The organism is Amphritea atlantica (genome assembly GCF_900111095.1).
In the GTDB taxonomy this organism is placed as follows: domain Bacteria; phylum Pseudomonadota; class Gammaproteobacteria; order Pseudomonadales; family Balneatricaceae; genus Amphritea; species Amphritea atlantica.
The window spans coordinates 266,752-290,748 of record NZ_FOGB01000003.1; the positions used below are offsets into that span (position 1 = coordinate 266,752).

At 50.4% G+C, this 23,997-nt stretch carries 26 protein-coding genes and 1 pseudogene; 12 read left to right on the top strand and 15 right to left on the bottom strand.

What is annotated here, in order from left to right; genetic code table 11:
- Positions 1-208: 208 nt before the first annotated feature.
- Positions 209-742, bottom strand: a complete 534-nt coding sequence (locus tag BMY09_RS07185) for a YaeQ family protein (RefSeq protein ID WP_091355929.1) — start codon at positions 740-742, stop codon at positions 209-211.
- 79 nt (positions 743-821) lie between these two features.
- Between BMY09_RS07185 and BMY09_RS07190 the strand changes: the two genes are divergently transcribed.
- From BMY09_RS07190 to rimK, 6 genes and pseudogenes are all read left to right on the top strand, one after another.
- Positions 822-1,082 carry a YkgJ family cysteine cluster protein gene (locus tag BMY09_RS07190; RefSeq protein ID WP_091355932.1) on the top strand — a complete coding sequence of 87 codons (261 nt, stop codon included), beginning with the start codon at positions 822-824 and terminating at the stop codon, positions 1,080-1,082.
- 97 nt (positions 1,083-1,179) lie between these two features.
- Positions 1,180-2,247 carry a nucleoid-associated protein gene (locus tag BMY09_RS07195; RefSeq protein ID WP_091355935.1) on the top strand — a complete coding sequence of 356 codons (1,068 nt, stop codon included), beginning with the start codon at positions 1,180-1,182 and terminating at the stop codon, positions 2,245-2,247.
- A 242-nt stretch (positions 2,248-2,489) separates the two neighbouring features.
- Positions 2,490-2,798 carry a hypothetical protein gene (locus BMY09_RS07200; RefSeq protein ID WP_091355938.1) on the top strand — a complete coding sequence of 103 codons (309 nt, stop codon included), beginning with the start codon at positions 2,490-2,492 and terminating at the stop codon, positions 2,796-2,798.
- Positions 2,799-2,980: 182 nt separating this feature from the next.
- Positions 2,981-3,286 (top strand): hypothetical protein, encoded by a 306-nt coding sequence (locus tag BMY09_RS07205; protein ID WP_091355940.1) that lies wholly within the window; start codon positions 2,981-2,983, stop codon positions 3,284-3,286.
- A gap of 169 nt (positions 3,287-3,455) precedes the next feature.
- Positions 3,456-3,851, top strand: a pseudogene (locus BMY09_RS22275) (ATP-dependent zinc protease family protein); the annotation flags it as partial.
- Between the two features lie 75 nt (positions 3,852-3,926).
- The gene (rimK, locus tag BMY09_RS07210) at positions 3,927-4,832 is read left to right on the top strand and encodes a 30S ribosomal protein S6--L-glutamate ligase (RefSeq protein WP_217647406.1); all 906 of its coding nucleotides are present in this window, start codon (positions 3,927-3,929) and stop codon (positions 4,830-4,832) included.
- Positions 4,833-4,925: 93 nt separating this feature from the next.
- Here rimK and BMY09_RS07215 read toward each other — a convergent pair whose 3' ends face one another.
- From BMY09_RS07215 to BMY09_RS07280, 14 genes are all read right to left on the bottom strand, one after another.
- A complete protein-coding gene (locus BMY09_RS07215; RefSeq protein ID WP_091355944.1) occupies positions 4,926-6,404 on the bottom strand; it encodes a sigma-54-dependent transcriptional regulator in 1,479 nt (492 codons plus the stop codon).
- A 2-nt stretch (positions 6,405-6,406) separates the two neighbouring features.
- Positions 6,407-7,342 (bottom strand): hydrogenase nickel incorporation protein HypB, encoded by a 936-nt coding sequence (gene hypB, locus BMY09_RS07220; RefSeq protein WP_091355946.1) that lies wholly within the window; start codon positions 7,340-7,342, stop codon positions 6,407-6,409.
- Positions 7,343-7,344: 2 nt separating this feature from the next.
- Positions 7,345-7,686 (bottom strand): hydrogenase maturation nickel metallochaperone HypA, encoded by a 342-nt coding sequence (gene hypA / locus BMY09_RS07225; RefSeq protein WP_175483463.1) that lies wholly within the window; start codon positions 7,684-7,686, stop codon positions 7,345-7,347.
- A complete protein-coding gene (locus tag BMY09_RS07230; RefSeq protein WP_091355947.1) occupies positions 7,687-8,889 on the bottom strand; it encodes a nickel-dependent hydrogenase large subunit in 1,203 nt (400 codons plus the stop codon).
- Entirely contained in the window at positions 8,882-9,532 is a 651-nt protein-coding gene (gene hybE / locus BMY09_RS07235; RefSeq protein WP_091355950.1) for a [NiFe]-hydrogenase assembly chaperone HybE, read from the bottom strand. Before hybE ends, BMY09_RS07230 begins: the two co-directional genes overlap by 8 nt.
- Before the next feature lie 12 nt (positions 9,533-9,544).
- Positions 9,545-9,775 carry a rubredoxin gene (locus BMY09_RS07240; protein ID WP_091355952.1) on the bottom strand — a complete coding sequence of 77 codons (231 nt, stop codon included), beginning with the start codon at positions 9,773-9,775 and terminating at the stop codon, positions 9,545-9,547.
- Entirely contained in the window at positions 9,775-10,650 is an 876-nt protein-coding gene (locus tag BMY09_RS07245) for a hydrogenase expression/formation protein (protein WP_091355953.1), read from the bottom strand. The genes BMY09_RS07240 and BMY09_RS07245 overlap by 1 nt, the downstream gene beginning before the upstream one ends.
- A 31-nt stretch (positions 10,651-10,681) precedes the next feature.
- Positions 10,682-11,110 carry a thioredoxin domain-containing protein gene (locus tag BMY09_RS07250; protein ID WP_091355956.1) on the bottom strand — a complete coding sequence of 143 codons (429 nt, stop codon included), beginning with the start codon at positions 11,108-11,110 and terminating at the stop codon, positions 10,682-10,684.
- Entirely contained in the window at positions 11,103-11,429 is a 327-nt protein-coding gene (locus BMY09_RS07255) for a HypC/HybG/HupF family hydrogenase formation chaperone (protein ID WP_091355958.1), read from the bottom strand. Before BMY09_RS07255 ends, BMY09_RS07250 begins: the two co-directional genes overlap by 8 nt.
- Complete coding sequence (locus BMY09_RS07260; protein ID WP_091355961.1) at positions 11,429-12,091, bottom strand: HyaD/HybD family hydrogenase maturation endopeptidase; 663 nt, start codon at positions 12,089-12,091, stop codon at positions 11,429-11,431. Before BMY09_RS07260 ends, BMY09_RS07255 begins: the two co-directional genes overlap by 1 nt.
- A gap of 267 nt (positions 12,092-12,358) precedes the next feature.
- Positions 12,359-12,631 (bottom strand): HigA family addiction module antitoxin, encoded by a 273-nt coding sequence (locus tag BMY09_RS07265; protein ID WP_091355964.1) that lies wholly within the window; start codon positions 12,629-12,631, stop codon positions 12,359-12,361.
- Between the two features lie 82 nt (positions 12,632-12,713).
- The gene (gene cybH / locus BMY09_RS07270; protein ID WP_091355966.1) at positions 12,714-13,406 is read right to left on the bottom strand and encodes a Ni/Fe-hydrogenase, b-type cytochrome subunit; all 693 of its coding nucleotides are present in this window, start codon (positions 13,404-13,406) and stop codon (positions 12,714-12,716) included.
- Positions 13,407-13,453: 47 nt separating this feature from the next.
- Positions 13,454-15,262 (bottom strand): nickel-dependent hydrogenase large subunit, encoded by a 1,809-nt coding sequence (locus tag BMY09_RS07275; protein WP_091355969.1) that lies wholly within the window; start codon positions 15,260-15,262, stop codon positions 13,454-13,456.
- The gene (locus BMY09_RS07280) at positions 15,262-16,341 is read right to left on the bottom strand and encodes a hydrogenase small subunit (protein ID WP_139203147.1); all 1,080 of its coding nucleotides are present in this window, start codon (positions 16,339-16,341) and stop codon (positions 15,262-15,264) included. The genes BMY09_RS07275 and BMY09_RS07280 overlap by 1 nt, the downstream gene beginning before the upstream one ends.
- A 370-nt stretch (positions 16,342-16,711) precedes the next feature.
- On the opposite strand from BMY09_RS07280, the gene BMY09_RS07285 reads away from it, so the two are divergent.
- From BMY09_RS07285 to BMY09_RS07310, 6 genes are all read left to right on the top strand, one after another.
- Positions 16,712-17,146 (top strand): bacteriohemerythrin, encoded by a 435-nt coding sequence (locus BMY09_RS07285; protein WP_091355972.1) that lies wholly within the window; start codon positions 16,712-16,714, stop codon positions 17,144-17,146.
- Positions 17,147-17,716: 570 nt separating this feature from the next.
- On the top strand, positions 17,717-18,778 hold the full coding sequence (gene hisC / locus BMY09_RS07290; protein ID WP_091355974.1) for a histidinol-phosphate transaminase: 1,062 nt from the start codon (positions 17,717-17,719) through the stop codon (positions 18,776-18,778).
- Between the two features lie 287 nt (positions 18,779-19,065).
- The gene (locus BMY09_RS07295; protein ID WP_091355976.1) at positions 19,066-20,034 is read left to right on the top strand and encodes a helix-turn-helix domain-containing protein; all 969 of its coding nucleotides are present in this window, start codon (positions 19,066-19,068) and stop codon (positions 20,032-20,034) included.
- Positions 20,035-20,127: 93 nt separating this feature from the next.
- A complete protein-coding gene (locus BMY09_RS07300; RefSeq protein ID WP_091355979.1) occupies positions 20,128-21,063 on the top strand; it encodes a SphA family protein in 936 nt (311 codons plus the stop codon).
- A gap of 11 nt (positions 21,064-21,074) precedes the next feature.
- Positions 21,075-22,298 (top strand): MFS transporter, encoded by a 1,224-nt coding sequence (locus tag BMY09_RS07305; protein ID WP_091355982.1) that lies wholly within the window; start codon positions 21,075-21,077, stop codon positions 22,296-22,298.
- A gap of 178 nt (positions 22,299-22,476) precedes the next feature.
- Complete coding sequence (locus BMY09_RS07310; RefSeq protein ID WP_091355984.1) at positions 22,477-23,916, top strand: amidase; 1,440 nt, start codon at positions 22,477-22,479, stop codon at positions 23,914-23,916.
- Positions 23,917-23,997: the final 81 nt, after the last annotated feature.

Here is a 23,997-nt window from a genome sequence, read left to right on the forward strand (position 1 = left end):
CCATTACCCAATTTGAGTATTTTCTCAAACTCCTTTGATCTGGATAAATTGCACCACGACTAAAACAGTATACACTGAATTATATCCGGGCCCCTCTATATACCGACGCTAGGTTCTTTCCAGCAGAGCCTGACCCTTGCAGGTGGGCCCGGATCCTCCCCTCTTTCAGATCAAAACTGTCACCGAAAACATATTTAAATTCAAACCGTTAGCTTAAAGAACTGACCCTCAGACTCAGGTGATTGATATTATCACTGAGAAACAACTCCCCATCGCTGATGGTCAGCGAAAGCTGCATACTCCGGCTAACAAAATCATCAAGCCGGGTAACGTCACTATCATGAAAACGCCAGGCCTGAACCTTGGGCAACTCATTAATCTGCCGCCCCTGTTTGTCCCACCAGATATCCACCTCCCTGCCGTAGGCATACAGCGAGATTTTAGGTGCACGGCTTACCGCCTTGCGTAACCGTTCGGGTGACGCCTGCCCCAACTCTATCCAGTGCTCAACCATTCCGTCAGGACCCACCTGCCAGAGTTCCGGCTCATCAGTGCTGGACAACCCCCGGGTAAAACTCAGGTCCGGGTGATAATTAATGCCATAGACCAGCAGGCGCACCATCATCCGTTGTAATGTTTCGGAGGGATGCTGCGCCAGGGTCAGATGGCAGGTTTCATAGCAGTGGCGGTCCGTATCACTTAACTGGAGTTCAACTTTATAGATGGTTGGCTTAAGCGCCATAGGATTTAACCTTTTCGTGGGGCATTTATTGGCTCTGATGCGCTATTATAGCGGTTTACTCTCAGGATAATATCGCTATATGAAATGTCGTTCAGGCTGTGGCGCCTGCTGTATCGCCCCCCAGATCAGCACTCCGATTCCGAATATGCCCAATGGCAAACCAGCGGGAGTTCCCTGCGTCAATCTGGATAAATCTTTTAACTGCACTATCTGGAACAGCACTGACTACCCATCGCTGTGCCGGGCATTTCAGGCGGCTGAAGAGCACTGCGGTGACAACAGACAGGAGGCGCTGATCACGCTCATCCAAATGGAGAGGGAAACCGCACCGGATATTTGACCACAACGGCCAATACGCTACACTAGCCCACCTCTGGGATAAGCCCGGATTGACTCCTGAGTTTACTGTTACATTAATATCATCGGAAACTGCCGCAATGGATCTTAAATTTCTCGCTATCCGTGAACTGATAAAAGAAGTCGACGACAGCGTTGCGACCATCAGTGACAAGGGTGGTGCTATAAACGTTAATGATCCGATGGCACAGCAGCTGTTTAATGCGCTGGTATCAGCCTATGGACGTCGTGCAGCACTGACCCATGGTTCCTTTAATGATGAGAACAGTGAGGGTTACCCCTTTATCTCAGGATTCAAAAAATTTATCGACAGTACTCCGGATGAAACCAGTTTTCTGAACCTCTGCGATCAGGCCCTGGCCCAGTTGGCAGCGTCACTGCAGCAGCCCTCCGCCCGTGCGGCGACAGGTGGCTATGTGATCTTCATCTACTATTCATCGGATGTATTTGATTATCTGCTGATCGGTTTGGTTGGCGATAAAACCGGCGTTGCCTTTGATCAGGAGCTTAACCCAACCAAGGTAATCGAAGTTGATCTGGAAAAATTGCATCAGGCCGCCAAGATCAACATCACTACCTATAAGGAGGGCAGCGACAGCTATCTGAGTTTTATTGGCACGCGGCGAAAAGGCGATATTACTCACTATTTTTCCAACGCCCTGGGGTGCACCGATGTCGTGCCCTCTAAGAAGTCCACTTCTGACCTGATCAAGGCAAGCGAAGATTTCTGCCGCCATTATCAACTGCAGGAAAAACAGGAAGAGATTGTTGAGGACGTCGTCAGCTACCTTTCCCGTCAACGCGATGATAAACAGTCCGCCTACCTGCCTGATGTTGAAAAAATCTTTGACAGCCACATGCCACCTGAACAGGCACAACAGGCCAGCGGTAGTTTCAGCAAATTCGCTAACTCCGAAAACTATCAGGTCAGTCAGGAGTTTCAGCCCCATACCAGCACCATCAATGCCTATACTCAGGTAAAAGCAAAGATGGACAACTGGCAACTGGATTTCTCCCGACGCTCTCTTGGTACGCTGAACAGTAACAGTGAAATTGAGTTTGACCCAAACAGCAACTCGATACGAATCAACCGGCTGTCAACCAAGGTGATAGAGCAACTGAAACAGGCCCTCGATCTGGATGACTAGCCCTGGGCACTGCTCTGTAAGCAAATCATTCTCTCTGCCGTTATTCTCCCCATCAATAAAAGCGGCAGTCCCTGAAACGGTCACGCCGCTTTATTCTCCCTGTCACCAAATAGTCATCTCAGGCTGCTAATCTGCACCCGATAAATATTTTTTTGTGCGCCGCACAAAATACTTGACGGTGTTACTTTTTCAACTAAAATAGTTTTCATTGTGCACCGCATCATAACCTAACGGAGACTACGATGATTAACACAACTTTTGATTTCAAAAAGCCTTTAGAATCTGCTCAGACTCTGATGGGTCTGCAAACCTCTACACTGACTAAAACCGTTGAACTGCAGAAGAAGTCCGCTGAAGAGCTGGCTGCTTTCTTCAAAGGTGAAGCTGACAAAGCTAAAGAACTCAAGACTCCAGAAGAGTTCTTGAAGTTCAACGTTGAATCTAACAAAGCTCTGTACGAGCTGCTGAAGACTCAGGGCGAAGCATTCAGCGCTCTGGCTAAAGAGTCTGGCGAAGAGACAATGGCTGAAATCAAGAAACTGGCTAGCTAATAGCGAACCGCTTCTGAGAAACCCGGTAGTGAAAACTACCGGGTTTTTTTATATCCGGGCAAGACAGAGACCTGCCATCTCACACTTTTGTGCACTGCACAAAAAAAGATTTGACTTCCCTGTTGAGATCCCTACAATAGACTTCATTGTGCACCGCAACATAAATTTACTGGAGAACTACCATGACTAACACAATCGACTTCACCAAATCATTCGAATCTGTAAAATCTCTGATGGAGATGCAGGCTGCAACTATCACTAAGTCTGTTGAGCTGCAGAAAAAAGCTGGCGAAGACCTGGCTGCTTTCTTCAAGACTGAAGCTGAAAAAGCTAAAGAACTGAAAACACCTGAAGACGTTGTTAAGTTCAACGTTGAAGCTAACACTACTCTGTTCGAACTGCTGAAAGCACAAGGCGAAGCATTCACTGAGCTGGCTAAATCAGCAAGTGAAGAAGCGATGGCTGAAGTATCTAAATTAGCTAAGTAAATTTCACTTAGTTCCCTTTAAAGCCCTGCTGATGCAGGGCTTTTTTTTGCTTCTGAAATTCCTATTTCTGACTTCACCCAGTCATATAAAAGTAGTACATTTGCGGGCCAATTCAGTAATGGAAGGTGACCCCTTCCCCTATCAGGCTTTGCAGATGAACCTTAACGAAATGATTGTTGTCGGCAGTGAAGAGTGGTGTGCGTTCCCCAGCCTTAGCATCCCGGCAATTAAAGCCCGTGTTGACTCAGGTGCTAAAACCTCTTCGGTACATGCGGTCAACATCCAGCCATTTAAACGGGACGGCAATCCCTGGGTTTCCTTTGATATGCACCCTTTGCAAAAAAATCTGAAGGTCACTGTCAGATGTGAAGCGAAGGTGATTGACCGTCGAACAGTGAAAAGCTCAAGCGGAGATGCGGAGAAGCGTTATGTCATTCGCGTTCCTCTGAAACTCGGTGGCGATATCTGGGAAATTGAGCTGACACTGACCAACCGGGACAGTATGGGTTACCGGATGTTGCTTGGCAGGGAGGCAATGGAGGGTATTCTCGTTAACCCCTCTTCCAGTTTCTGTCAGGGTAATCTGACCATTGAAGAAGCGAAAAGAATCTACGATGTCACAGAAACCAAATCCAGCGGCCTGAAGATCGGTCTGCTGGCCAGTAATCCTGATCTGTATAGTAACCAGCGGATTATTGAGGCTGGCGAAGCCCGTGGCCATGAGATGATGTTTCTTAACATCAAGCAGTGCTATATGAAAATGGACAGGGAGCAACCGGAGGTTCACTATCGGGGTGGCACGGTATTAAATGATCTGGATGCAATCATCCCCCGCATACGCCCGAGCATGACATTTTATGGCTGCGCCCTGACACGCCACTTTGAAAGCCTTGGGGTGGCAACTCTCAACGGCTCAATCGCCATTACTCAGTCTCGCGATAAACTGTTCTCACTGCAGTTATTGCAAAAAAATGGACTTGATATCCCCACTACCGGCTTTGCTAACTCGCCAATCGATACTACGGACCTTATAGAGATGGTGGGTGGTGCGCCGCTGATCGTGAAGCTATTAGAAGGGACTCAGGGGCGTGGCGTGGTGCTGGCAGAAACCCGTAAAGCGGCTGAATCAGTAATCAATGCGATAAAATCCCTGCGGGCTAACTTGCTGGTTCAGGAGTTTATAAAGGAAGCCGATGGTAAGGATCTGCGTTGTTTTGTTATCGACGGAAAGATTGTAGCGTCCATCGAACGGGTGGCAGCGCCGGGAGAGTTTCGCGCCAATATCCATCAGGGCGGCAGCGCCCGCCTGGTTAAGATAACCCCCGAGGAGAAGAAACTGGCGCTCCTGGCGGCTAAAACGCTGGGGCTGAGAGTGGCGGGAGTCGATATCATCCGCTCCAGAAAAGGGCCTCTGCTGCTGGAGGTGAACTCCTCACCCGGACTTGAGGGGATAGAGAGCGCCACCAATATTGATGTCGCTGGTGCAATGATAGATGCTATAGAGAAGAAGCTTCACTGGAAAAAGCCAAAAGGGGTGGATTTATAACCACTCGCCTGACCCGTTGCTGCTGAATTGGGCTAAAAAACGCTGAAACGAAGCGGTTACGACTGATAGCAAAACCCTCGATAGAGGGTTTTGCTATTGATGTTTGTCCGGGCTTTGAGCTACCGTTGTGCGCTCCAGTTGATAACGCTCAAGCTTGGCTCTTAAGCCCACCCGGGAAAGCCCCAACTCTCTGGACGCCTGGCTTTTATTCCAGCGGTTACGGATCAGGGTTTCTCTGAGAATACGTTTTTCCAGCGTTTCGATACGATCCTTCAGGCTGCCATCCAACCCCGCCAGCAGTTCCAGTTCGCCCCCCTCCTCCTGCGGTGCAGCCCTCAACACCCGGGGGGACAGCAGATCGGCACCAAGATAGTCGCCATCGGACAGTACCAGCATGCGCCGAACTTCATTCTGTAATTCCCGGACATTACCCGGCCAGCAGTACGATTGCATGCAGGCCAGTGCTTCACCGGTAAACCCTTTTACCGGCTTATCGAACTCTGCCATCGCTTTATCCAGAAACCCCTGCGCCAGCATTGGAATATCCACTTTTCGTTGCGCTAACTCTGGCAGCGTCAGGGTGACCTCGGCGAGCCGGAAATAGAGATCCTGACGAAAGCGTCCGGCACGCACCTCCTCTTCCAGATCCCGGTTGGTAGAGGCGATCACCCTGACATCGACCTTGCGGCGCTGAAAATCACCCAGTGGCCGGACCTCACGCTCCTGCAGCACCCGCAATAGTTTTACCTGAAAAGCCGGAGTGATCTCGCCGATCTCATCGAGAAAAATAGTGCCACCATCCGCCTGTTCAAACATTCCCATATGATCTGAGATCGCCCCGGTGAAAGAGCCCTTCTTATGACCAAACAACTCAGAAGCCAGCAGCTCATCCGGCATCGCGCCACAGTTCTCAACCACAAAGGGTTTATCGGCTCTCAGGCTGTTGTAATGCAACGCCCTGGCAAATAACTCTTTACCGGTACCGGAGGGACCGGTGATCAGCACGGAAACATCAAAGGGAGAAAAACGGGCAGCCTGCTCACATAGCTTATTCAGCGGACTGTTCTCACTACGCCGGATCTCGTCCATCTTAAAACCGGATTTAAGCAGCGCTTTCTTATGGTTGATATTGCGTTCCACCTGCTCTGACGTCAGACGCATCTCCATGGTCAGCAGCTCGTTTTCATTCTGTAACTGACACAGTTTGCAGGCGTTGCGCACCACCATCAGCAGATTATCCGGGTGCCAGGGCTTGGTAATGTACTGATAGATCCCCGCGTCGTTCAGACCGCGGATAATATCTTCCGAATCGGTATAACCAGAGAGAATCAAGCGCGCCGGTTCCGGCCAGCGCCGCCGCACCTCGGTCAGAAACTCAACGCCCGTAACACCAGGCATACGCTGATCGCAGAGAATCGCTTCAACACGACTATCCTCCAGGATTTTCAGTGCATCCTCTGCGCTGCTGGCCGTCAGAACATCAAACTCCTCATCCAGCGTCCGCTCAAGGGTTTCCAGCGAGCGGATCTCATCATCAACACAGAGTACTGTCGGCCGTTTTTGAGTCTGCATCGTTACACCATCTCCTGCAGCAGCGAGATCTGGTTGTTCAGTTGCTCAATTCGCTTTTGGATTCGGGCAACCCGGTGTTGCTCGATCCAGTTTAGCCAGTCGTCCATCCCCTCGCCGGAGCGGGCAGATATCTGAATAACTTCGATATCAGGGTTCACCTGCTTTGCCGCTGCAATGCACTGCCCGACATCGAAATCCAGATAGGGCAGCAGATCGGTTTTATTCAACAACATCAGATCGGCTGCATAAAACATATCAGGGTATTTAAGGGGTTTATCCTCGCCTTCGGTGACTGACAGAATCGCCACTTTATGCGCCTCACCCAGATCGAATGCAGCGGGACAGACAAGATTACCGACATTCTCAATAAACAGTATGCCCCCGGCCAGATCATCGAAACGTTCCAGCGCATGACCCACCATATGCGCATCCAGATGGCAGCCTTTACCAGTGTTCACCTGTACCGCTGCAACACCGGTTTCGCGTATCCGGTCAGCGTCGTTAGCGGTTTGCTGATCCCCCTCAATCACCGCCACCGGGCAGCGACCTTTTATTTTCTCGATACTCGCGGTCAACAGCGATGTTTTTCCTGATCCGGGGCTGGAAACCAGATTCAGCGCAAACAGATTCAGCGCTTCAAAACGCTGCCGGTTTTGTCCGGCATAGCGATCATTTTTACCAAGAATATCCTGCTCGATCTGCACCATACGGCTCTGGCTCATGCCTGGCGCGTGGGCATGGGCAGCGCCCTGACCGAAATGCAGGTTATTACCCTCAGCTACAACCTCTGTTTCAGCATGGCTGTGATGATGGCCCTCCTCAGCATGGCTATGTTGATGATGCCCTTCCTGATGGTTGTGTGAATGAGAATGCCCATGATGATGCTGGTGTCCCTCGATTGAAACCTCGCCTTCACTGCAGCCGCAAACTGTACACATGGTTATTCCACCTCTAACTCTTTTATTCTTAGCTCTTCACCCTGAGTGACCTGCAGCTGGTAACTGCCACACTCACTACAGGCATCATAGCGCTTTGTTATCGTCACGGACCTGGCACACTCCAGACACCATGCCAGCCCGGGTAACTCGATTATTTCTAACCGCGCACCCTCAGCAAGACTGTTACGGGTGACGGCATCAAAGCAAAACCGTAAGGCATCGTTCTCAACCATTGCCAGTGGGCCGATCTCAAGCCAGACCGTTTTCACACGCTGATAGTGTTGACTGGCCGCTTGCTCTTCCAATACCTGAATGATCCCTTCGCAGATCGACATCTCATGCATTCAGACAGATTCCCATTGATTCAGTGTGATATCAAAAGCAACACAGGGGTCCGCCAGCAATAGCATTGTTCGACCCAATGACAGCGCCTGCGAATCGGTTTCCGTTCTGACGCCCTGCAACTTTGTCGCGACCAGCCCCCGGGGATGAAGATTCCACTCGGTCGGTGCGAGAATGTGATAACTCAAAACCCTTTCCCCCATCATCTCTACCCGGTGTAACAGCTGTCCGCGGGATGTTGCTACTATTCCCAGACCAACGCCAATATCCTCAGCGGTTCTCTCAGCAGACTCTGTGACGCCAGCGCTACAATCAGCACTGATCGCCCCGGGGATCTGACTCAGCTGTAACAACATAGCAGCATAACGACAACTCAGTTCATGCCAGCCCCGCTGTTTAAAGTGCTGTAACTCACCTCGGTAAGTGCTGTAACTACCGGTTTCACAACACTCGCCCTGCCAGCGTGGTGTCGCGCAAAACAATCTTTGCTGCACTTCCGAAGACGCCGTTTTAAGTATCTGCTGCTGTTGCCTCTGTTGCAAGTCAGGCAGTGGTTGCAGATCCGCTCCCAGCGTCACACCAGAAAAATCACGGTGAAGCTGCATGACCGGATCTAGCAACGGAGCGCTGAACTGATGCTCAGGTGATATCTTATCCAGCCAGCCATGAACACGCTCTGCAGGAATCCCCAGCAACGGTGTGAGCATCTCATTTAACTGCCCGGCAATCTGTTGTCGCTCCGGGCCCAACAGCGCTGTCAGCTCCCGATTCTGATCGCTATTCAAGCGGTCTTTATTCCGCTGAGGCTGCAACAGGTAATTCCAGCGGCGTAACAGCCTGGTTAGCAATCCCTGAATCTGCTGCAATATCGCCATCTTAGTGGAATCAGTCGTTATCCAGTCCTTCAGCAAGCGGAACAACAGCTCCCGGCAGTTTTCTACCTGCAGCAAAAGCTGACGCCCCCTGCTGATCTCTCTGGCAACGACAGCGCCACGACTCTGTTCCACTGCCTGTAAAAAGGCCAGCCGCTGGGCCACACTGCAGGCCGTAAACAGCAGCGGGATCATCCGCGAAACCTCGATGACCGTTCGTCCCTCAAATAACCGTCCCATCTGTGCCGGGCGACTTGAGGTCAGCTGTAGTGCTGCGATTCTGCCCTCACGCCAGTCCAGTAAGGCAGTAATTTGTCCCGCCACATCAGCCATGACCAGAACACCGGGCGGTTGGTTTCCCCCCTCCGGTCAGGAACTGACGGCGACTCAGCTTTACGGCTTCCCCTTCGTCTGAAGTTACCGTTGAAGTATCTGGCTCAGCTTTGCTTTCAGTGGCTTCCAGCAACGAATCAGAACGGCTTAATTGCCGCTGTCGGTCGGTGGGAGCGAAGTTATCAGACTCAAACAGCGCCTTTATCACCTCCTCTGCGGTGGCAACAGCAGCAGCCTGATCGTTAAACTCAAACATGGGAGAGAACAGTGCACACATGCCATAGCCTCCTAAAATCTCATCCCAGCCCAGAATAAACTCATAGGGCCCGGAAGGAAGATGACGAATACATCTGCTGCCCACCTGCTGCTCAGTCCATTGCGGCTCTGATTCCGGCAGTTCGGTTTCCAACAGTTCAGTTTCCGACAGTTCGGTTTCCAACAGCATTGTCTCTGGCAACACAGTTTCAGGCAGCAGCATCAGGTTCATAAACCAGGGAGTGATTAAAACACCCAGTTGCTCATTTCCCAGCGACTGAAACCCCAGAGCCTTTACCTGGAGTTTCTGGTTAACCACGGCCACCCCTTCCATACGGGTGTGAAGAATTTCGACATAGCGGGACTCAATTAAACCGATATCCACCATCTGTTTAACACCTCAGCTATCCAGCACCATAAACTGGTCTTTGTCGCCATCACATACTGGACAGCGCCAGTGCTCTGGCAACTGACTGAACGGCGTTCCGGCCTCAATCTGCCAGATATCATCCCCTTTGCCGGGATCGTAAACATACCAGCAGATTTTGCACTCCAGACAGGTGGCATCACTGAGCAGATCGTTCTGCCCCAGATAGCTGCCTTCAAACTTCTGACCCGAATCAACACTCATCAGATTAATACCTCTCTTATCTCTTTCAGACGCAGAGCACTATCCTGCAGGTCCTCTGGTGCAGCACAGGCAACGGCGGGCATATCGACCACCTCCAACGTATCGAGAATCAGATGATCCGTTGAGTTGAAATACTGCACCCGCCATATAGGAGAGATTCCAGTACTGCTGATGCGGCAGTTCCCATACCCCCGGGATAAGATCACCAGTGCACCCGAGCCGAGGTGATCTTCCAGCAGTTGATGATCCGCCGGAGAAAAGGGCAACAGAGACAGATTGATCACATGGGGCTCATCACCCGGTTGATAGCATTCGCTTTTATGTTGCAGCTCAATCAACACCGGAGGCGCGTTTAAAATACCCGCAGGCCATTCTGTCCCGGCGACCGACAGAGCACGTGGCTGAGAGAACGCGTAATGACGCGCCACCGAAGGCACATCCGCGATCTCCAGTGTTTCCCGTATCAGGTTGGCAGCGGCATCCAGATAGCGAAGCCGCCATACACCCGCCAGAACAGTTTCCTGCGCATGGACTTCGTAACTTATCTCATCCTGAGTTTTGCAGATCAGGCCAACTTCACCTTCACCGAGAATCTGGTTAATCAGATCAAGCCCCGCGGCAGACAGTTTTTCCAGTCCAAGACTGATCACCGGTCGCTCCGGGGTGTAATCATCCAGCTGTTGCTGAAGCCGGTCCAGCAGATCCAGTGTCTCCGGGCAGCTCTCTAACTGCTCAGCTTCCGGCAACATCGGAATATCATAGGTATGCATCTCTTTTGGCATCGGCATATAGTCCAGCACTAAGCTGTCTTCACCGTTTGACTGACTGCCGGGGCCAACCGGCATATTGATCAGTGGAATATCGCCCTGGTTCATACGCTCTGTCCTGTCTTTTAAATCTGTCTTTTCAGCCGCACGGCTGGGTCTGTTGCGGATTCACCACAACGGGAATACCGATGCCGGGATTACGGGTGGGTTCCCGCTGTAGCAGAGACTCAATATCCCTGAGATAGAGATCCCAGTCCTGCACCTTACTGATTGCCCCCAGATAGCGTCCCTGTTTTAACAACACCAGCGTCGGCCAGACGGTAAAGTTATAGCGTCCCTGTAATGACCTCTCGGCCTCACGACTGATCACCGCCGGAGTAAGCTGGGGAAACTGTTTCAGCAGTTCAGGCAGAATCACCGCAACATCCAGTGATTCAGGAAAGCGCGCCGGGTCTTCGGTAAAAAACAGCACCGAAAATGGCTGATCCTGAATGAATTCATCGAAGCTGGACTGATCCAGTAACGGATATCCCAGCTGTTCAGTTAAACGGTCTATCAGTTCAGCCATGTTTCTCTTGCTCCTCTGTCTTTATCTGCAGGTGTTCCGGTAGTTGAGGCTCGCTCTGAATCAGGTCAGCAAACAGCGAGTCCATATCAACGGTTTCACCCCGCATCACACTGCGTAGTGCAGTGATCGCATCAGCGGTTTCTCTGGCACGCTGTTCTGTGATCTGTTCACGGGCGGCACCGAGAAATACCAGCACCCAACTGCCTGAGTCCAACGCCCCTACCAGGCTCATATCAACCTGTTGTTGCTGCCCCTCAGACTCGCACACCGCCACTAATCCGTCACAGTGAACAACCTTCATAGGAATACCGATGCACATCAGTTACTACTCTCTTTAACGGCTGTCTGATTCAGAAAGCGCTCATCACCCCGCCGGCAGGCCTGATCTTCTGAGGGACGCCCCTCCTCATAGCGGCGTTGCTGTAACTCGGAGGGCGCTAACTGCTCCTGCGGTGGCAGCGGCTGATCACGCTTCTGAGGATGGATACCAAATGAGTCAAGATAATCGAGTGCGATACGGATGGCAGGGTCGACCTGCGCCTGAACCGCGGGCCGCAAACTACCACCGAAATCCTCCAGTTCAACGGGCTGCACGCCGATCAGCATCAGATGCTGCGGGTAGTCGCCGGTAAACTCGGCCATCGCCAGCACTTCCTGAAAACCGGTCTGATGCAGGCTCATCTTCTTTGCCCCCATAAATTTGGGCACATCGTCGCCATGAATCACCTTCATGGCTCCCGGTTCCAGGCCATAATCGATCGCATCAAACACCAGCAGCAGATCACAGCGCTGCACATGCTGCACCAGATAGATCCCCTGGGTGCCGCCATCCATCAGTTCTACATTGGCCGGAAAGCGATAACGTTCATGCAGGGTCTCAACCACACGGATACCAAACCCCTCATCGGCCCACAGCAGGTTACCGATACCGAGGATCATTACGCGCAGTTCAGACTCCGTCCGGGATAACGATTCAGACATCTGCCCCTCACATCACTGTTGTTTCAGAAGTTGCCATACTTAAATAAGGACTTAAAAAAGAACTCAAATAAGAACTCAAATAAGAACTTAAATAAGAACCTAAATAAGTGCTTAAGCAGGACTGAATTTAGAACTACAAGCTTTATGCCAACTCTGTGTAATGCGACGAAGCGCCATGGCAGGGGTGTTACAGAGGGGGTTACAGTTATAAGCAGAGAGCAAAGTGGAAAGTAAGTTTCCAGTTATTGAACCAGATGGTTAAACCTGTCAGATCGGTTCTCGTCCCACCTGATACAGCTCCCAAAGCTGCTGTTTCTCCAGCCAGAACATGGGTGAGGTATGAAAAAAATGCGCCAGACGTAACGCGGTATCTGCGGTAATCGCTCTCTGACCGTTTACAATCTCGTTAACTCTGCGTCGGGAGATCCCCAGCTCTTTTGCCAGTTGAGACTGACTGATTTTTAACGGGTTGAGGTAACAGCGTTCAAGAAAGCCACCCGGATGCTCGGGACGACGCCCATGAAAGCGTAAACGTTGCATCAAAGCCTCCAAAATCACGACCCAGGATAAAAATGCCGGAGCATAGCCCCGGCAAACTCACCAACTAAATGATCTGACAAGTTCAGTCGGGCTTGTCATCCTTAAACATCCGCCAACCACCAATCATGGTAGATATCAGGCTTTGTCGGGACATAATATCTTCTCGAATGGCGACATAAACATGCATCATGACGAAGATAATCAGATACCACATCCCCAGATGATGCCAGGTATGCAGATCCTGGCTTTGCCCCATCAACGGCACCACCCAGCCAAACAGCGTATCAGCCCAGCTACCGCGACCTAATCCTTCAGCATAAAGCGCAAAGCCGGTGATGATCATAAAGGTGATCCCCACGACGAAGAAGCAGAACATCGACAGCTGCCCTAACGGGTTATGGCCAATATATTTCTTCGGAGTTTTCTCCAGAAACAGATACCAGCGGATCTCATGACCCACCTCTTTCCACCACTTACCGCTGAAGATGGGTACCAGGAACAGTTCCCGGGCGTGGCTGTTACCCACAAAGGCCCAGTAGATTCGTCCCAGAAATCCAACGGCAACGATATAGCCCGCAGTGAAGTGCGCAAAGCGGATATAACCCATCAGAAAATGATCACTGGCCTCCCCCGGCATCGTCGGCAATGGTGAACCGATAAAATACCCGGTAATACAGAGTGTGATAATCGAAAACACGGTGACCCAATGCCATAAGCGCAACGGTGCCTCATACACATAGACCGCCGTCTGCTTTCTCTGTTTTATTGTTTCCATAGCATACCTCCAGCATGCCCGCAGGTTTCACTACGGGCATCGGGTTCTTAGCGGATTTTTACCTTAGTCAGTTCCTGCCCATCTGCAGACATCACATGGGTAGAACAGGCCAGACAGGGATCGAAACTGTGCAGTGTGCGCAGTATCTCGACCGGCTCATCGGGACGCTCCATCGGCGTATTCATCAGTGCCGCCTCAAAGGCACCGATATTGCCCTCTGCATCCCGGGGGGATCCGTTCCAGGTGGTCGGCACAATCGCCTGATAGTTTTCGATCTTGCCATCTTTGATCTTAATCCAGTGACCTAAGGCACCACGGGGAGCTTCATTGGTTCCCACCCCCATCGCCTCTTTTGGCCAGCTGGCAGGATCCCACTTCTCGACATTGGCAGTAGAGCTGTCACCGTTTTTGATATTACCCACCAGCTGATGCCAGTCATCCAGCATGGTATCGACACAGAGTTCGCACTCCAGCGCCCGCGCCAGAGTTCGGCCCAGCGTTGATGGCAGGAACTGCTTCAACCCCAGACCGAGACCGGTATTCTGATTAAATGCTGACAGTGAGCGATCCACCTGTTCCTGGACATACTCTTTACCCGACACATAAGCGACGATGTAGCGAGCCAGTGGCCCCACCTCCATCGCATGACCTTTCCAGCGTGGCGCTTTGATCCAGGAGTACTTCGCCGACTCATCGATCTCTTTAATATCAGTGCGGCTGCCCACGGTGTTGGGCCCCAGCTCAAATTTAGGAGCGGTTTCACCATCCCATGGATGCAGCCCCTGCTTATCACCCTCATAGGTGTACCAGGAGTGGTCGACAAACTCTTTAATCTGTTCCGGATCCCGCACATCCACTTCGTGAACTTCGTTCCAGTTACCATTAACAATGGCGCCTGCCGGAAGCAGTTCAGAGGATTTATCGTACGGCACTTTCTGATAGGTACCGTATGAGAGAACATTCTGAGACGCCAGACCTCCGCCATGCAGCCAGTCTTTATAGATGCCCGCAACCGCCAGCACATCCGGCAGATAGACATTCTTGGTGAACGCCTGCGCCTCCTGAATCCGCTGCAACACAAAGTTAAGTGAGGTCATATTTACCGGTGCCCCGGACGCCCCCACACCATCGATATTGATCGCACAGGCAACACCGCCCACCATAAAGTTAGGATGTGGGTTTTTACCGCCGAAGATGGTGTGAATCTTGACAATATCTTTCTGCAGATCTAGGGCTTCAAGGTAGTGAGCCACCGCCATCAGATCCGCTTCCGGCGGCAATTTATAGGCCGGATTATCCCAGTAACCGTTAGAAAACAGACCCAACTGGCCGGTTTCGACAAACTTTTTCAGCCGGGTCTGCACATCTTTAAAATAACCTGGGCTGGATTTAGGGTGATGCGGCGACACCATTTTCTGCAGATCAGAGGTACCCACAGGATCCGCTTTTAGCGCATTCACCGGGTTCACCCAGTCGAGGGCATGCAGATGATAGAAATGGACGATATGGTCATGCACCTGCAGAGTCTTATCCATCAGATGACGGATCAGATGGGCATTCAGAGGGATCTGAATCCCCAGCGCATCTTCCACCGCCCGCACCGAAGTCAGTGCATGGGTACCGGTACACACGCCGCAGATACGTTCAACAAAGGCCCAGGCATCACGGGGATCACGCCCTTTCAATATCACTTCCAGACCACGCCACATGGTGCCGGTGGAGACCGCATTACGAATAACATTGTTGTCATCAACGTTAACTTCACAGCGCATATGCCCTTCGATCCGGGTTACCGGATCAACCACGATACGACGGCCAGAGTTATCAAGATCGCTTGCATTCATCGGGGTGTTCATTATTCCTGATCTCCTTTGTGCTGAGCCCGTTTAATCGCACTGACTGCTGCATGGGCCGCCACCGCAGCACCTACGCCTCCCGCTACCGCCATACCGATCTCATCGGCATTTTTCTCAATACCAAACTGCGGAATATTGGTGAGACGATCATAGAATGAGCCTTTATCCCAGAAACCATCTTCGGAACAACCGATACAGCCGTGACCTGCCTGAATCGGGAATGAGGTGCCTTCGTTCCACCGAACTGTAGAACAGGCGTTATAGGTGGTCGGTCCTTTACAGCCAACCTTGTAAAGACAGTAACCTTTGCGGGCGCTTTCATCGTCCCAGTGTTCAACAAACTGGCCAGCATCAAAATGAGGACGACGATAGCATTTATCATGAATCCGCTGACTGTAGAACATCTTCGGACGCCCCTGACGATCCAGTTCCGGTAACCGGCCAAAGGTCAGCATATAGGTGATCACACCGGTCATAACCTCAGCAATAGGCGGACAGCCCGGTACTTTAATAATGGGTTTATCGGTAATCACTTTATGAATCGGAACGGCCTGAGTCGGATTCGGCCGGGCCGCCTGAACACAGCCCCAGGACGCGCAGGATCCCCAGGCGATCACGGCGGCGGCATCTTTAGCGGCATGTTTGAGCTGGTCGAGAAATGGCTTGCCGCCAACAATACAGAACATACCATCCTCGTTGAGAGGCGGATTACCCTCCACCGCCAGGATATATTTACCTTTGTACTTCTGAATGGTTTCTTCCAGCGCGGCTTCTGCGTGATGGCCTGCTGCAGCCATCAGGGTGTCATCGTAATCCAGCGAGATCATCGACAACACGACATCTTTAACTAACGGGTGCGCTGAACGGATAAAAGACTCAGAACAACAGGTACACTCCAGACCATGCACCCAGATAACCGGGGTTCGCTCCTTCGTTTCCATCGCATGGGCAATTCTGGGCGCAAACGCTGGCCCCAGACCCAGTGCCGCTGCAGTCAGACTGCAGTACTTCAGAAAACTACGACGCGTAATCCCCTGGCGTCGCATCACTTCATAGAAGGTTTCAATTGATTGGGGCATTGCGGTTCTCTCCGTCAGCAGGCTCGCTTAAGGAAGGTCCGGTCCGGTTCAAACTGTACTCAGAGTATTTATCTGGTAGCAGGAGACCGTTCGTACCTTCTCTAGTTATTATTTATCCTCCAGCTTTCAGCAAATTATGTTCCAACTTCCCAAAACCTTGTTGTATCGGGGTTATAGTCCATCGGCCAGCCTCCTCTGGACAACTATCTATCCAACAACTCAGCAAAGCGGTTAATTACTTACCACTCTTCCTGAGACGACAAAGCTGAAAAGCTAACCCTCTCCGGATAGAGTGATTCTTGATATTGGACAAGGAGCCACCACCCGCTTCGCGTATGATCGAAACCCACCATAATGGAGGGATAACCCGATGACACTGTTAAAACCTGAGCAGATCCCCACAGTGGGACTCGACTTCATGAACCACGACCACGCAGCAGCAGCTGAGCAGATAAATACGCTGTACCAGCTTCTTCGACAGGCCCGGGCAGGCGATAAAGCATCAGAAGAGCTGATAGAACCCCTGTTAGCAGAGATTTATGCGCACAGTCAGAGCCATTTTGCCCGGGAAGAAGCGGAGATGATTCGGGCAGGCTTTCCTGCTTATGGTTGCCATAAGGATGAGCATGAGCGGGTACTGGAAGAGCTGACTCAGGTACTGTCACAGTGGCAGAAAGATCAGCATATCGAACAGCTGGAAGACTATCTCAACACAACCCTGTGTGACTGGCTGATCAACCATATATCAACCATGGACACGGTAACCGCGATGTTTGTCGGCCGTTACAATCACTCTGTCGCTTAACCCTTCATGGTACGCTTCAGCATTAAAGGAGCCCGGAAAAAAGCTCACTTCTGGGTAATTGACGGGGCTGATAAAACAATAAAATTCATTTAAAATCAAAACATTAACAACTATTTAAAAAAAATAAAAAAATTTTCATTTTTTTATGAACTTTACCTGAACAGACGTCTCTAAATTTATACATCAACGTAATACGCAAGACCGGAACTGCCCGGGGGATCCCCTTCCCTCCGGGCAGTTTTTTATCCGCTACCATCCAGGTTCGCAATCCCCCCCTTCAGCGTTAGCCGAAACAACCCTGTTAAAAAAATAATTTTTTGGCTGAACTTTATCGGCTCATCACCCTCTATATAATTACATCAACGTGCGAAGCTAAACTGAAACTGCCCGAAGGCCCCCTTCCCTCCGGGCAGTTTTTTTATACCCTATTTTTTGCAGCAGACTGAAACGGTATAGCGAGAATGCGTCGCTATTTGATATGCTAAGCCCAACAGTGACGCCCGGGAATAACAGTTCCATCCCTGCAGCGCACTTTCTGCAAACTCCTTATATAGCGACACGCGATCCATCATGAGTAAATACTGGAGCCCGGCTATCCGCCAGCTGACCCCCTATGTTCCGGGTGAGCAACCAAAGGTTGATAACCTGATTAAGCTGAATACCAATGAAAACCCTTATCCCCCCTCGCCCAGGGTGGTTGAGGCGATTAACAACTATCCCAAAGATCGCCTGCGTCTCTACTGCGACCCGGATGCCACGGCGCTGAAACAATCACTGGCGAATCATTTTCAGCTGCACTACAACAATGTATTTGTGGGCAACGGCTCTGATGAGGTTCTGGCACTGGCATTTATGGCTTTTTTTCGACAGGAAAAGCCGTTGCTGTTACCGGAAACAACTTACAGTTTCTATGATGTTTACTGCAAGCTGTACGATATCGAGTATCGCCAGATTCCACTGACTGATGATTTTGAAATTAACTTTACTGATTACGATCAGCCCAATGGCGGGATCATCTTCGCCAATCCAAATGCGCCCACCGGACGGCAGACAGCACTGCACGAGATCGAAACACTGCTGCTAAAAAACCGCGAATCTCTGGTGATCGTTGATGAAGCCTATATTGATTTCGGTGGTAGCTCAGCCGTCGAGCTGATCCACAACTATGACAACGTCCTGGTTATTCAAACCTTCTCAAAGTCACGCAGTCTGGCAGGCTTGCGTATCGGTTTTGCCCTGGGACATGAGGATCTGATTGCCGGACTGGAGCGGGTTAAGAACTCCTTTAACTCCTACCCACTGGATAGTCTGGCGATCGTCGGAGCGGTAGCGGCCCTTGAAGATGTTGACTACTTCAATGAAACCAACCAGAAGATCATCGATTGCCGGGACTGGACAACCGCTCAGTTGGAGCAGCTGGGGTTCAGGGTTATCCCGTCTAAAACCAACTTTGTGTTTACCTGCCATCAATCGATCAGTGGGGCTGAACTGATGCAGTACCTGCGCAGCAATAACCTGCTGGTGAGGCACTTCAGTAAGCCGGGCATTGAGAACTTTCTGCGTATCACTATCGGCACCGCAGCAGAGATGCAGACCCTGATTGAAACCCTGAAGCAACATCCGCAAATCTGATTCAGCAATATTCCCGACCGGAAAATCGTTGAGTTCAGATCGTAGAAAGAACAGCCGGCATCGGCTGTTTTTTTATTCAACCCGCCACAGATCACGACAGCTCAGAGCCTGATAGCTCCCCTCCAGGCTGGCCCAAAGATCCATCCCTTTGCATTGAATATGCAATAAAAGTGTCTTCTATAGAACATTTCTGACTATCCAATTTTGGCAATAATCGGGCTAACGCCTTTACATAGTGATGAAATTGGTGGATTGTTAATCAATTAGCTGTAGATGTAGGAGGGTGTATGCAAATAGAGAGTTCGCCAGTCTATTCTGATGAAACGCTGTATCGTAGTTTTGAAACATTCAACATTGAACAGCATGCCAACGGCATGAGTGGCTGGCAGGTCTGCTACGATCAGGTATCAGCTGGGCAGTTCAATGGCCACATTACAGAATTAAACTTAAAAGAGATACAACTGGTACGTGATCGTTCAAACAGAGCTCTCGTCAAGACAGGTAAAGCGTGGGATGGCTCGTTAAGCTTCAATATGCCCTATAACCCCCTACCGGATAATTTCTATTGTGATGGTAATGTATCATCCTCTGACAGCATATTAATCGCCAAGGGAAACTGTTTACCAGAACTATTAACCCCTGAAAATCTGGATGTTATCAGTATAACTGTAAACAAAGAATCTATCTTAAGTATTGCCAAAAAACAGAACATAGAATTTTATCTTGATAACAATTCTGACGGTCATTATATTACTAAATTAAAATCCAACACTGATCTTCTAAATGACTTAAGAATAATTATTTCTGAAAGCCACATTAATACTCTGATTCAGCAAAAGACCATCCAGAACCGGGTGAAAGATACGCTGTTTCAGCATCTTATTGATATTATCGACAGTGAACAGGCTCAGTATTTAGGCCCGGTTGCACGTAAAAAAGTCGTGGATAAAGCCCGGGATTACGTACTTTCCAATCTTGATACGCCTCCTTCAATCATTGAATTATGCAATGTTATCGGCACCAGCAGACGTAAATTACAATACTGTTTTCAAAATACGCTGGGCATTAATCCCGTGACATTTTTAAGACTTGTCCGCCTTAATGCAGCCCATAGAGACCTTTTAAATAGTAACAGTAATAGCTGTGTACAGGATGTTGCGACTAAATGGGGTTTTTTACACCTGAGCCGTTTTGCCTCGGAGTATAAAACACTCTTTAAAGAGCTACCTTCTGAAACACTTAAAAAAAACATATAACTTTGCCAATTCTGGATAACCCATCATATTAAGTCTCTGTATTGTGAATATGTGAATAACGATAACAATCACATATAATAATGAGAGTGACTTATGAAAAATTCAGTTCTATCAGGGTTATGCTATAGCAGCTGCTTAGCCTTCGCCATCGCATCACTTCCCGGTCACGCCAGTGAAAATGGAGCCCCAACCACACCAATGGGGGTTTTTGAATTCGGCACTGGCTTTATGCCCCCCGCAACCCCTACCGGAACGTTCGCTACCCGGGCAGCCTATTACAGCACAGATAAAGTCGTTGACGGCCACGGAGATAAAATACCAGGACAGGACTTTTCTCTTGATGTGTTTTCAATCTCGGCCGTCTATCTGAACATGACCGATGAGGAGATACTGGGTGCCAAATATGGTTATTCCGCGATCCTGCCATTTCTCAATATGAATGCTGACCTATCGGTCTCAGTTCCCGGTGTCGGCGTTGTCTTTGAAGATAACGCAGATCTGTTCAGGCAGGGAGATATGCAGATCATTCCATTGATTCTGCAATGGAATTTAGCGCCAAATCTGGCCATGAATACCCAGCTTCAGATTCAGTTGCCAACCGGTGACTACGATAAAGACAGACTGGTCTCTCCCGGACTGAACCACTGGGTTATCTCCCCTAACTACGGTGTGTCATACATATCCGATTCCGGCTATGAGGTATCTTCCAATTTCCAGCTGGATATCAGCTCGGAGAACCCAGACACTCACTATACCAATGGTGTTGAATATCGGCATGAGTTTGGTATCGGTAAACATACAGGACCATGGACCGTTGGGATGGGCGGCTATTTCTACCGTCAGTTAACTGATGATGAAGGCCCTGGTGTGGTCGATGGTAATAAGGGCACAGTGACCGCACTGGGCCCGGCATTGAGCTATTTCTCACCCGGAAAACCTGCCGTCTGGCTTCATGCTTACAAAGAGTTTGATGCAGAAAATCGCGCTGAAGGCTACAACCTGGCGTTACGTATCGCAATGAGCTTCTGAGGGTGAGAAACATGGATAATCAAAACCAAAAAACTATCCGTACAGCCTCCGGAAGACGCGAAGGCATTCTGATCGCGCTGGGCAGCAGCCTGACCATTATGGGGTCGGTGATGGTCGCCCCGATGCTACCAAAAATGGGCATGGAATTCGGCCCTACCCACCCTCAGGCTGATATGTTATTGCCACTCGCAATCACAGGCCCGGCGCTGGCAATTGCTATATGTGCCCCCCTGGCTGGCTGGCTTTCAGACCGCACCGGCCGGAAAAACATGCTGATTATTGCAACGCTGTTGTATGCCATCCTGGGGGTACTGCCAGCGTTCCTGAACGGCCTGGATGGCGTGGTGATCTCCCGGTTACTGTTTGGCTGTGCTGAAGCGGCGATTATGACCTGCTGTACTGCGCTGATTGCCGATTACTGGCATGCTGAGGAACGACTCAAATTCGTCAATATGCAGGTGGTCTGCATCGGCTTAGTCGGATCCGCTTTCTTTGTTATTGGCGGGGTGTTAGGCGAACAATCCTGGCGGCTACCCTTCTATCTCTACTTGCTGCCATTGTTGCTGATCCCATTCTTTATGCGGGTACTTTGGGAGCCAAAACACCATGAGGTTCAACAGATTACAGACACTACCTCACGGGTAGCCACCCTACCACTGATCGTGGGGTATAGCATGATCATGTTTGGTATGGTGCTCAACTTTATTGTACCTATCCAGGCCCCCTCTCTGCTGGTTTCCATCGGTGTGGTATCAACCACCAAAATTGGTCTTGCGGCAGGACTTAGCCTGCTGGCCACCCTGGCAGGTTCTCTGCTGTGGCCAGTTTTCCGGAGTTCATTTGGTATTGCTGGCTGTAATGCACTACTGATGGCTTTAATTGCAGTCGGTCTGTGGTTTCTCGCCCACGCTAACACCTATAACAAAGTAATGATTGCGGTAACCATTCACGGCATTGGTGCCGGGATGATGGTGCCCAACATTATGGCCACCATAATGAATGCGTTACCCGCGTCGGTGCGTGGACGTGGTATCGGCGGATTTACGTCATGCCTCTATCTGGGACAGTTCATCAGCCCAATCATTGTTGGCATCGTCATCTCTTTTGGAGTCGATCTGCCAGGAGCCATTGTAAGCCTGGCGATGGCCAGCGCTGTCGTTGCAGCCATCTGGCTCATCTTTAGTCTCGTCAGGAGAAACTCAGGCGCAGACCTGGCAGCTAAACGCGCCGCGTAGCACAGCGGTAACGCCAGCTTGCGATGCTTAATCCCATATAAGCCGGGCCCGGCATACTGCTCTCAATGACTCCGCTGAGTCGGATTGAATTCAGTATGCCGCGTTTCTGCGCTGACATCTCACAGGTTGCCAAACAAAATCGATCAAGCGTTAAATAACCAGATTACAGGTGAACAGTATGAAAGATATCCATAAACTCATGGATGAGTGTGATGCAACGGCGTTAGCCGATCTGATTAAACAAGGTGAAGTCAAAAAAGATGAGTTATTAGAAGCCAGTATTGAGCGCCTGGAGCAGGTTAACCCAGCGCTTAATGCCGTTGCTGAAAAGCTATATCAGAGTGCCCGAAATACCGAACCGGCATCCGGCATATTTGCAGGTATCCCAACACTGACCAAAGACCTGTTCGCCCCCGTCAAAGAAGCACGGATGACAAACGGTTCTTTCGCTCTGGGTGAAGCCCGTCCGCAACTTGATGACTCAGTTGTAACCCGCTTAAGAGCATCAGGGATTCGCTTTATCGGCACCAGCACGGCGCCCGAATTTGGTACCTCTTACACAACAGAGTCGATCCGCTTCGGCGCAACCCATAATCCGTGGAATCTTCAGCACAGCGCAGGCGGATCCAGTGGTGGTGCAGCGGCAATTGTTGCATCGCGGGTGGTTCCCTTTGCCCATGGCAACGATGGCGGTGGTTCACTGCGGGTGCCCGCATCCTGTTGTGGTGTTTTTGGCCTCAAACCATCCCGCGGCAGAGTGCCCAGCGGTCCACTGGTGGGAGAAGGCTGGGGCGGCATGGGAACCGCACACGCAATCACTCTTTCGGTTCGCGACAGCGCTACCCTGCTTGATATTGTCTCAGGTGAAGATCTGGGCGCGCCTTACGCAAGTCCTGCTGACAATAAGCCGTTTGCAGATTCATTGAATGATCCTCTTAAACCTCTGCGGATAGCGCTAATCGAAGATGCGGGGCCATGGACAGTATCACCAGCGGCCCTGGAAAGCGTGCAACACACAGCAAAGCTCTGCAGTCATCTGGGTCATCATGTTGAAGTGGTTAAGTTTCCAGTCGATCTGCTGAACTTTTTTGAAGCCGCATTCAACATTATTGCGCCGAACACTAAAAGTTATGTTGAGATGCTTGGCGATATGCGCGGCTCGCCGGTACAGAATGAAGAGCTGGAACCAGCGACACGCATTATAGTTCGGGAAAAGGGAATGATCAGCGCGGTGCAGTACGTCAGATCCATTGAACATATGCATGCCTTAGGCCGTCAGATGGCTGCTTTCCTACAAAAGTTCGACCTGCTGCTAACGCCGACAGTGGTCAGAGAACCTCCTCAGCTAGGCGAGTTGCACGTACTGGATGAATCGATGTCACTAGAACAGTTTATCGAGCTGTCCCATAGTTACTCGCCCTATACTGCCGTATTTAATGGCACAGGGCAGCCTGCTATGTCAGTGCCCCTGTACTGGAGTAAGAATGATCTGCCAATAGGTTCACACTTTGTTGCTCGTTTTGGAGATGAGGCGACTCTCTTTAAGCTCGCCCGACAGCTGGAACAGCTTCAACCCTGGAATCAAAAAGTCCCCCCGATAAATGCCTGTATGCACTAAGCAACTAAGCAACTAAGTAACTAAGTAACTAAGTAACTAAGCATCGATCAGTATGTATCATCATAGCCCCTCGGGTGCCCG

Coding starts and splice junctions, on each gene's coding strand:
- hypA (WP_175483463.1), bottom strand. CDS start 7,686: ATGCATGAGATGTCGATCTGCGAAGGGATCATTCAGGTATTGGAAGAG.
- BMY09_RS07260 (WP_091355961.1), bottom strand. CDS start 12,091: ATGTCTGAATCGTTATCCCGGACGGAGTCTGAACTGCGCGTAATGATC.
- BMY09_RS07305 (WP_091355982.1), top strand. CDS start 21,075: ATGGATAATCAAAACCAAAAAACTATCCGTACAGCCTCCGGAAGACGC.
- BMY09_RS07195 (WP_091355935.1), top strand. CDS start 1,180: ATGGATCTTAAATTTCTCGCTATCCGTGAACTGATAAAAGAAGTCGAC.
- cybH (WP_091355966.1), bottom strand. CDS start 13,406: ATGGAAACAATAAAACAGAGAAAGCAGACGGCGGTCTATGTGTATGAG.
- BMY09_RS07185 (WP_091355929.1), bottom strand. CDS start 742: ATGGCGCTTAAGCCAACCATCTATAAAGTTGAACTCCAGTTAAGTGAT.
- BMY09_RS07230 (WP_091355947.1), bottom strand. CDS start 8,889: ATGGCTGATGTGGCGGGACAAATTACTGCCTTACTGGACTGGCGTGAG.
- BMY09_RS07215 (WP_091355944.1), bottom strand. CDS start 6,404: ATGCAGACTCAAAAACGGCCGACAGTACTCTGTGTTGATGATGAGATC.
- BMY09_RS07285 (WP_091355972.1), top strand. CDS start 16,712: ATGACACTGTTAAAACCTGAGCAGATCCCCACAGTGGGACTCGACTTC.
- BMY09_RS07295 (WP_091355976.1), top strand. CDS start 19,066: ATGCAAATAGAGAGTTCGCCAGTCTATTCTGATGAAACGCTGTATCGT.
- hypB (WP_091355946.1), bottom strand. CDS start 7,342: ATGTGTACAGTTTGCGGCTGCAGTGAAGGCGAGGTTTCAATCGAGGGA.
- BMY09_RS07310 (WP_091355984.1), top strand. CDS start 22,477: ATGAAAGATATCCATAAACTCATGGATGAGTGTGATGCAACGGCGTTA.
- BMY09_RS07245 (WP_091355953.1), bottom strand. CDS start 10,650: ATGAACCAGGGCGATATTCCACTGATCAATATGCCGGTTGGCCCCGGC.
- BMY09_RS07265 (WP_091355964.1), bottom strand. CDS start 12,631: ATGCAACGTTTACGCTTTCATGGGCGTCGTCCCGAGCATCCGGGTGGC.
- BMY09_RS07255 (WP_091355958.1), bottom strand. CDS start 11,429: ATGTGCATCGGTATTCCTATGAAGGTTGTTCACTGTGACGGATTAGTG.
- BMY09_RS07240 (WP_091355952.1), bottom strand. CDS start 9,775: ATGAGTGTTGATTCGGGTCAGAAGTTTGAAGGCAGCTATCTGGGGCAG.
- BMY09_RS07250 (WP_091355956.1), bottom strand. CDS start 11,110: ATGGCTGAACTGATAGACCGTTTAACTGAACAGCTGGGATATCCGTTA.
- BMY09_RS07200 (WP_091355938.1), top strand. CDS start 2,490: ATGATTAACACAACTTTTGATTTCAAAAAGCCTTTAGAATCTGCTCAG.
- hybE (WP_091355950.1), bottom strand. CDS start 9,532: ATGGTGGATATCGGTTTAATTGAGTCCCGCTATGTCGAAATTCTTCAC.
- BMY09_RS07275 (WP_091355969.1), bottom strand. CDS start 15,262: ATGAACACCCCGATGAATGCAAGCGATCTTGATAACTCTGGCCGTCGT.
- BMY09_RS07205 (WP_091355940.1), top strand. CDS start 2,981: ATGACTAACACAATCGACTTCACCAAATCATTCGAATCTGTAAAATCT.
- hisC (WP_091355974.1), top strand. CDS start 17,717: ATGAGTAAATACTGGAGCCCGGCTATCCGCCAGCTGACCCCCTATGTT.
- BMY09_RS07300 (WP_091355979.1), top strand. CDS start 20,128: ATGAAAAATTCAGTTCTATCAGGGTTATGCTATAGCAGCTGCTTAGCC.
- BMY09_RS07190 (WP_091355932.1), top strand. CDS start 822: ATGAAATGTCGTTCAGGCTGTGGCGCCTGCTGTATCGCCCCCCAGATC.
- BMY09_RS07280 (WP_139203147.1), bottom strand. CDS start 16,341: ATGCCCCAATCAATTGAAACCTTCTATGAAGTGATGCGACGCCAGGGG.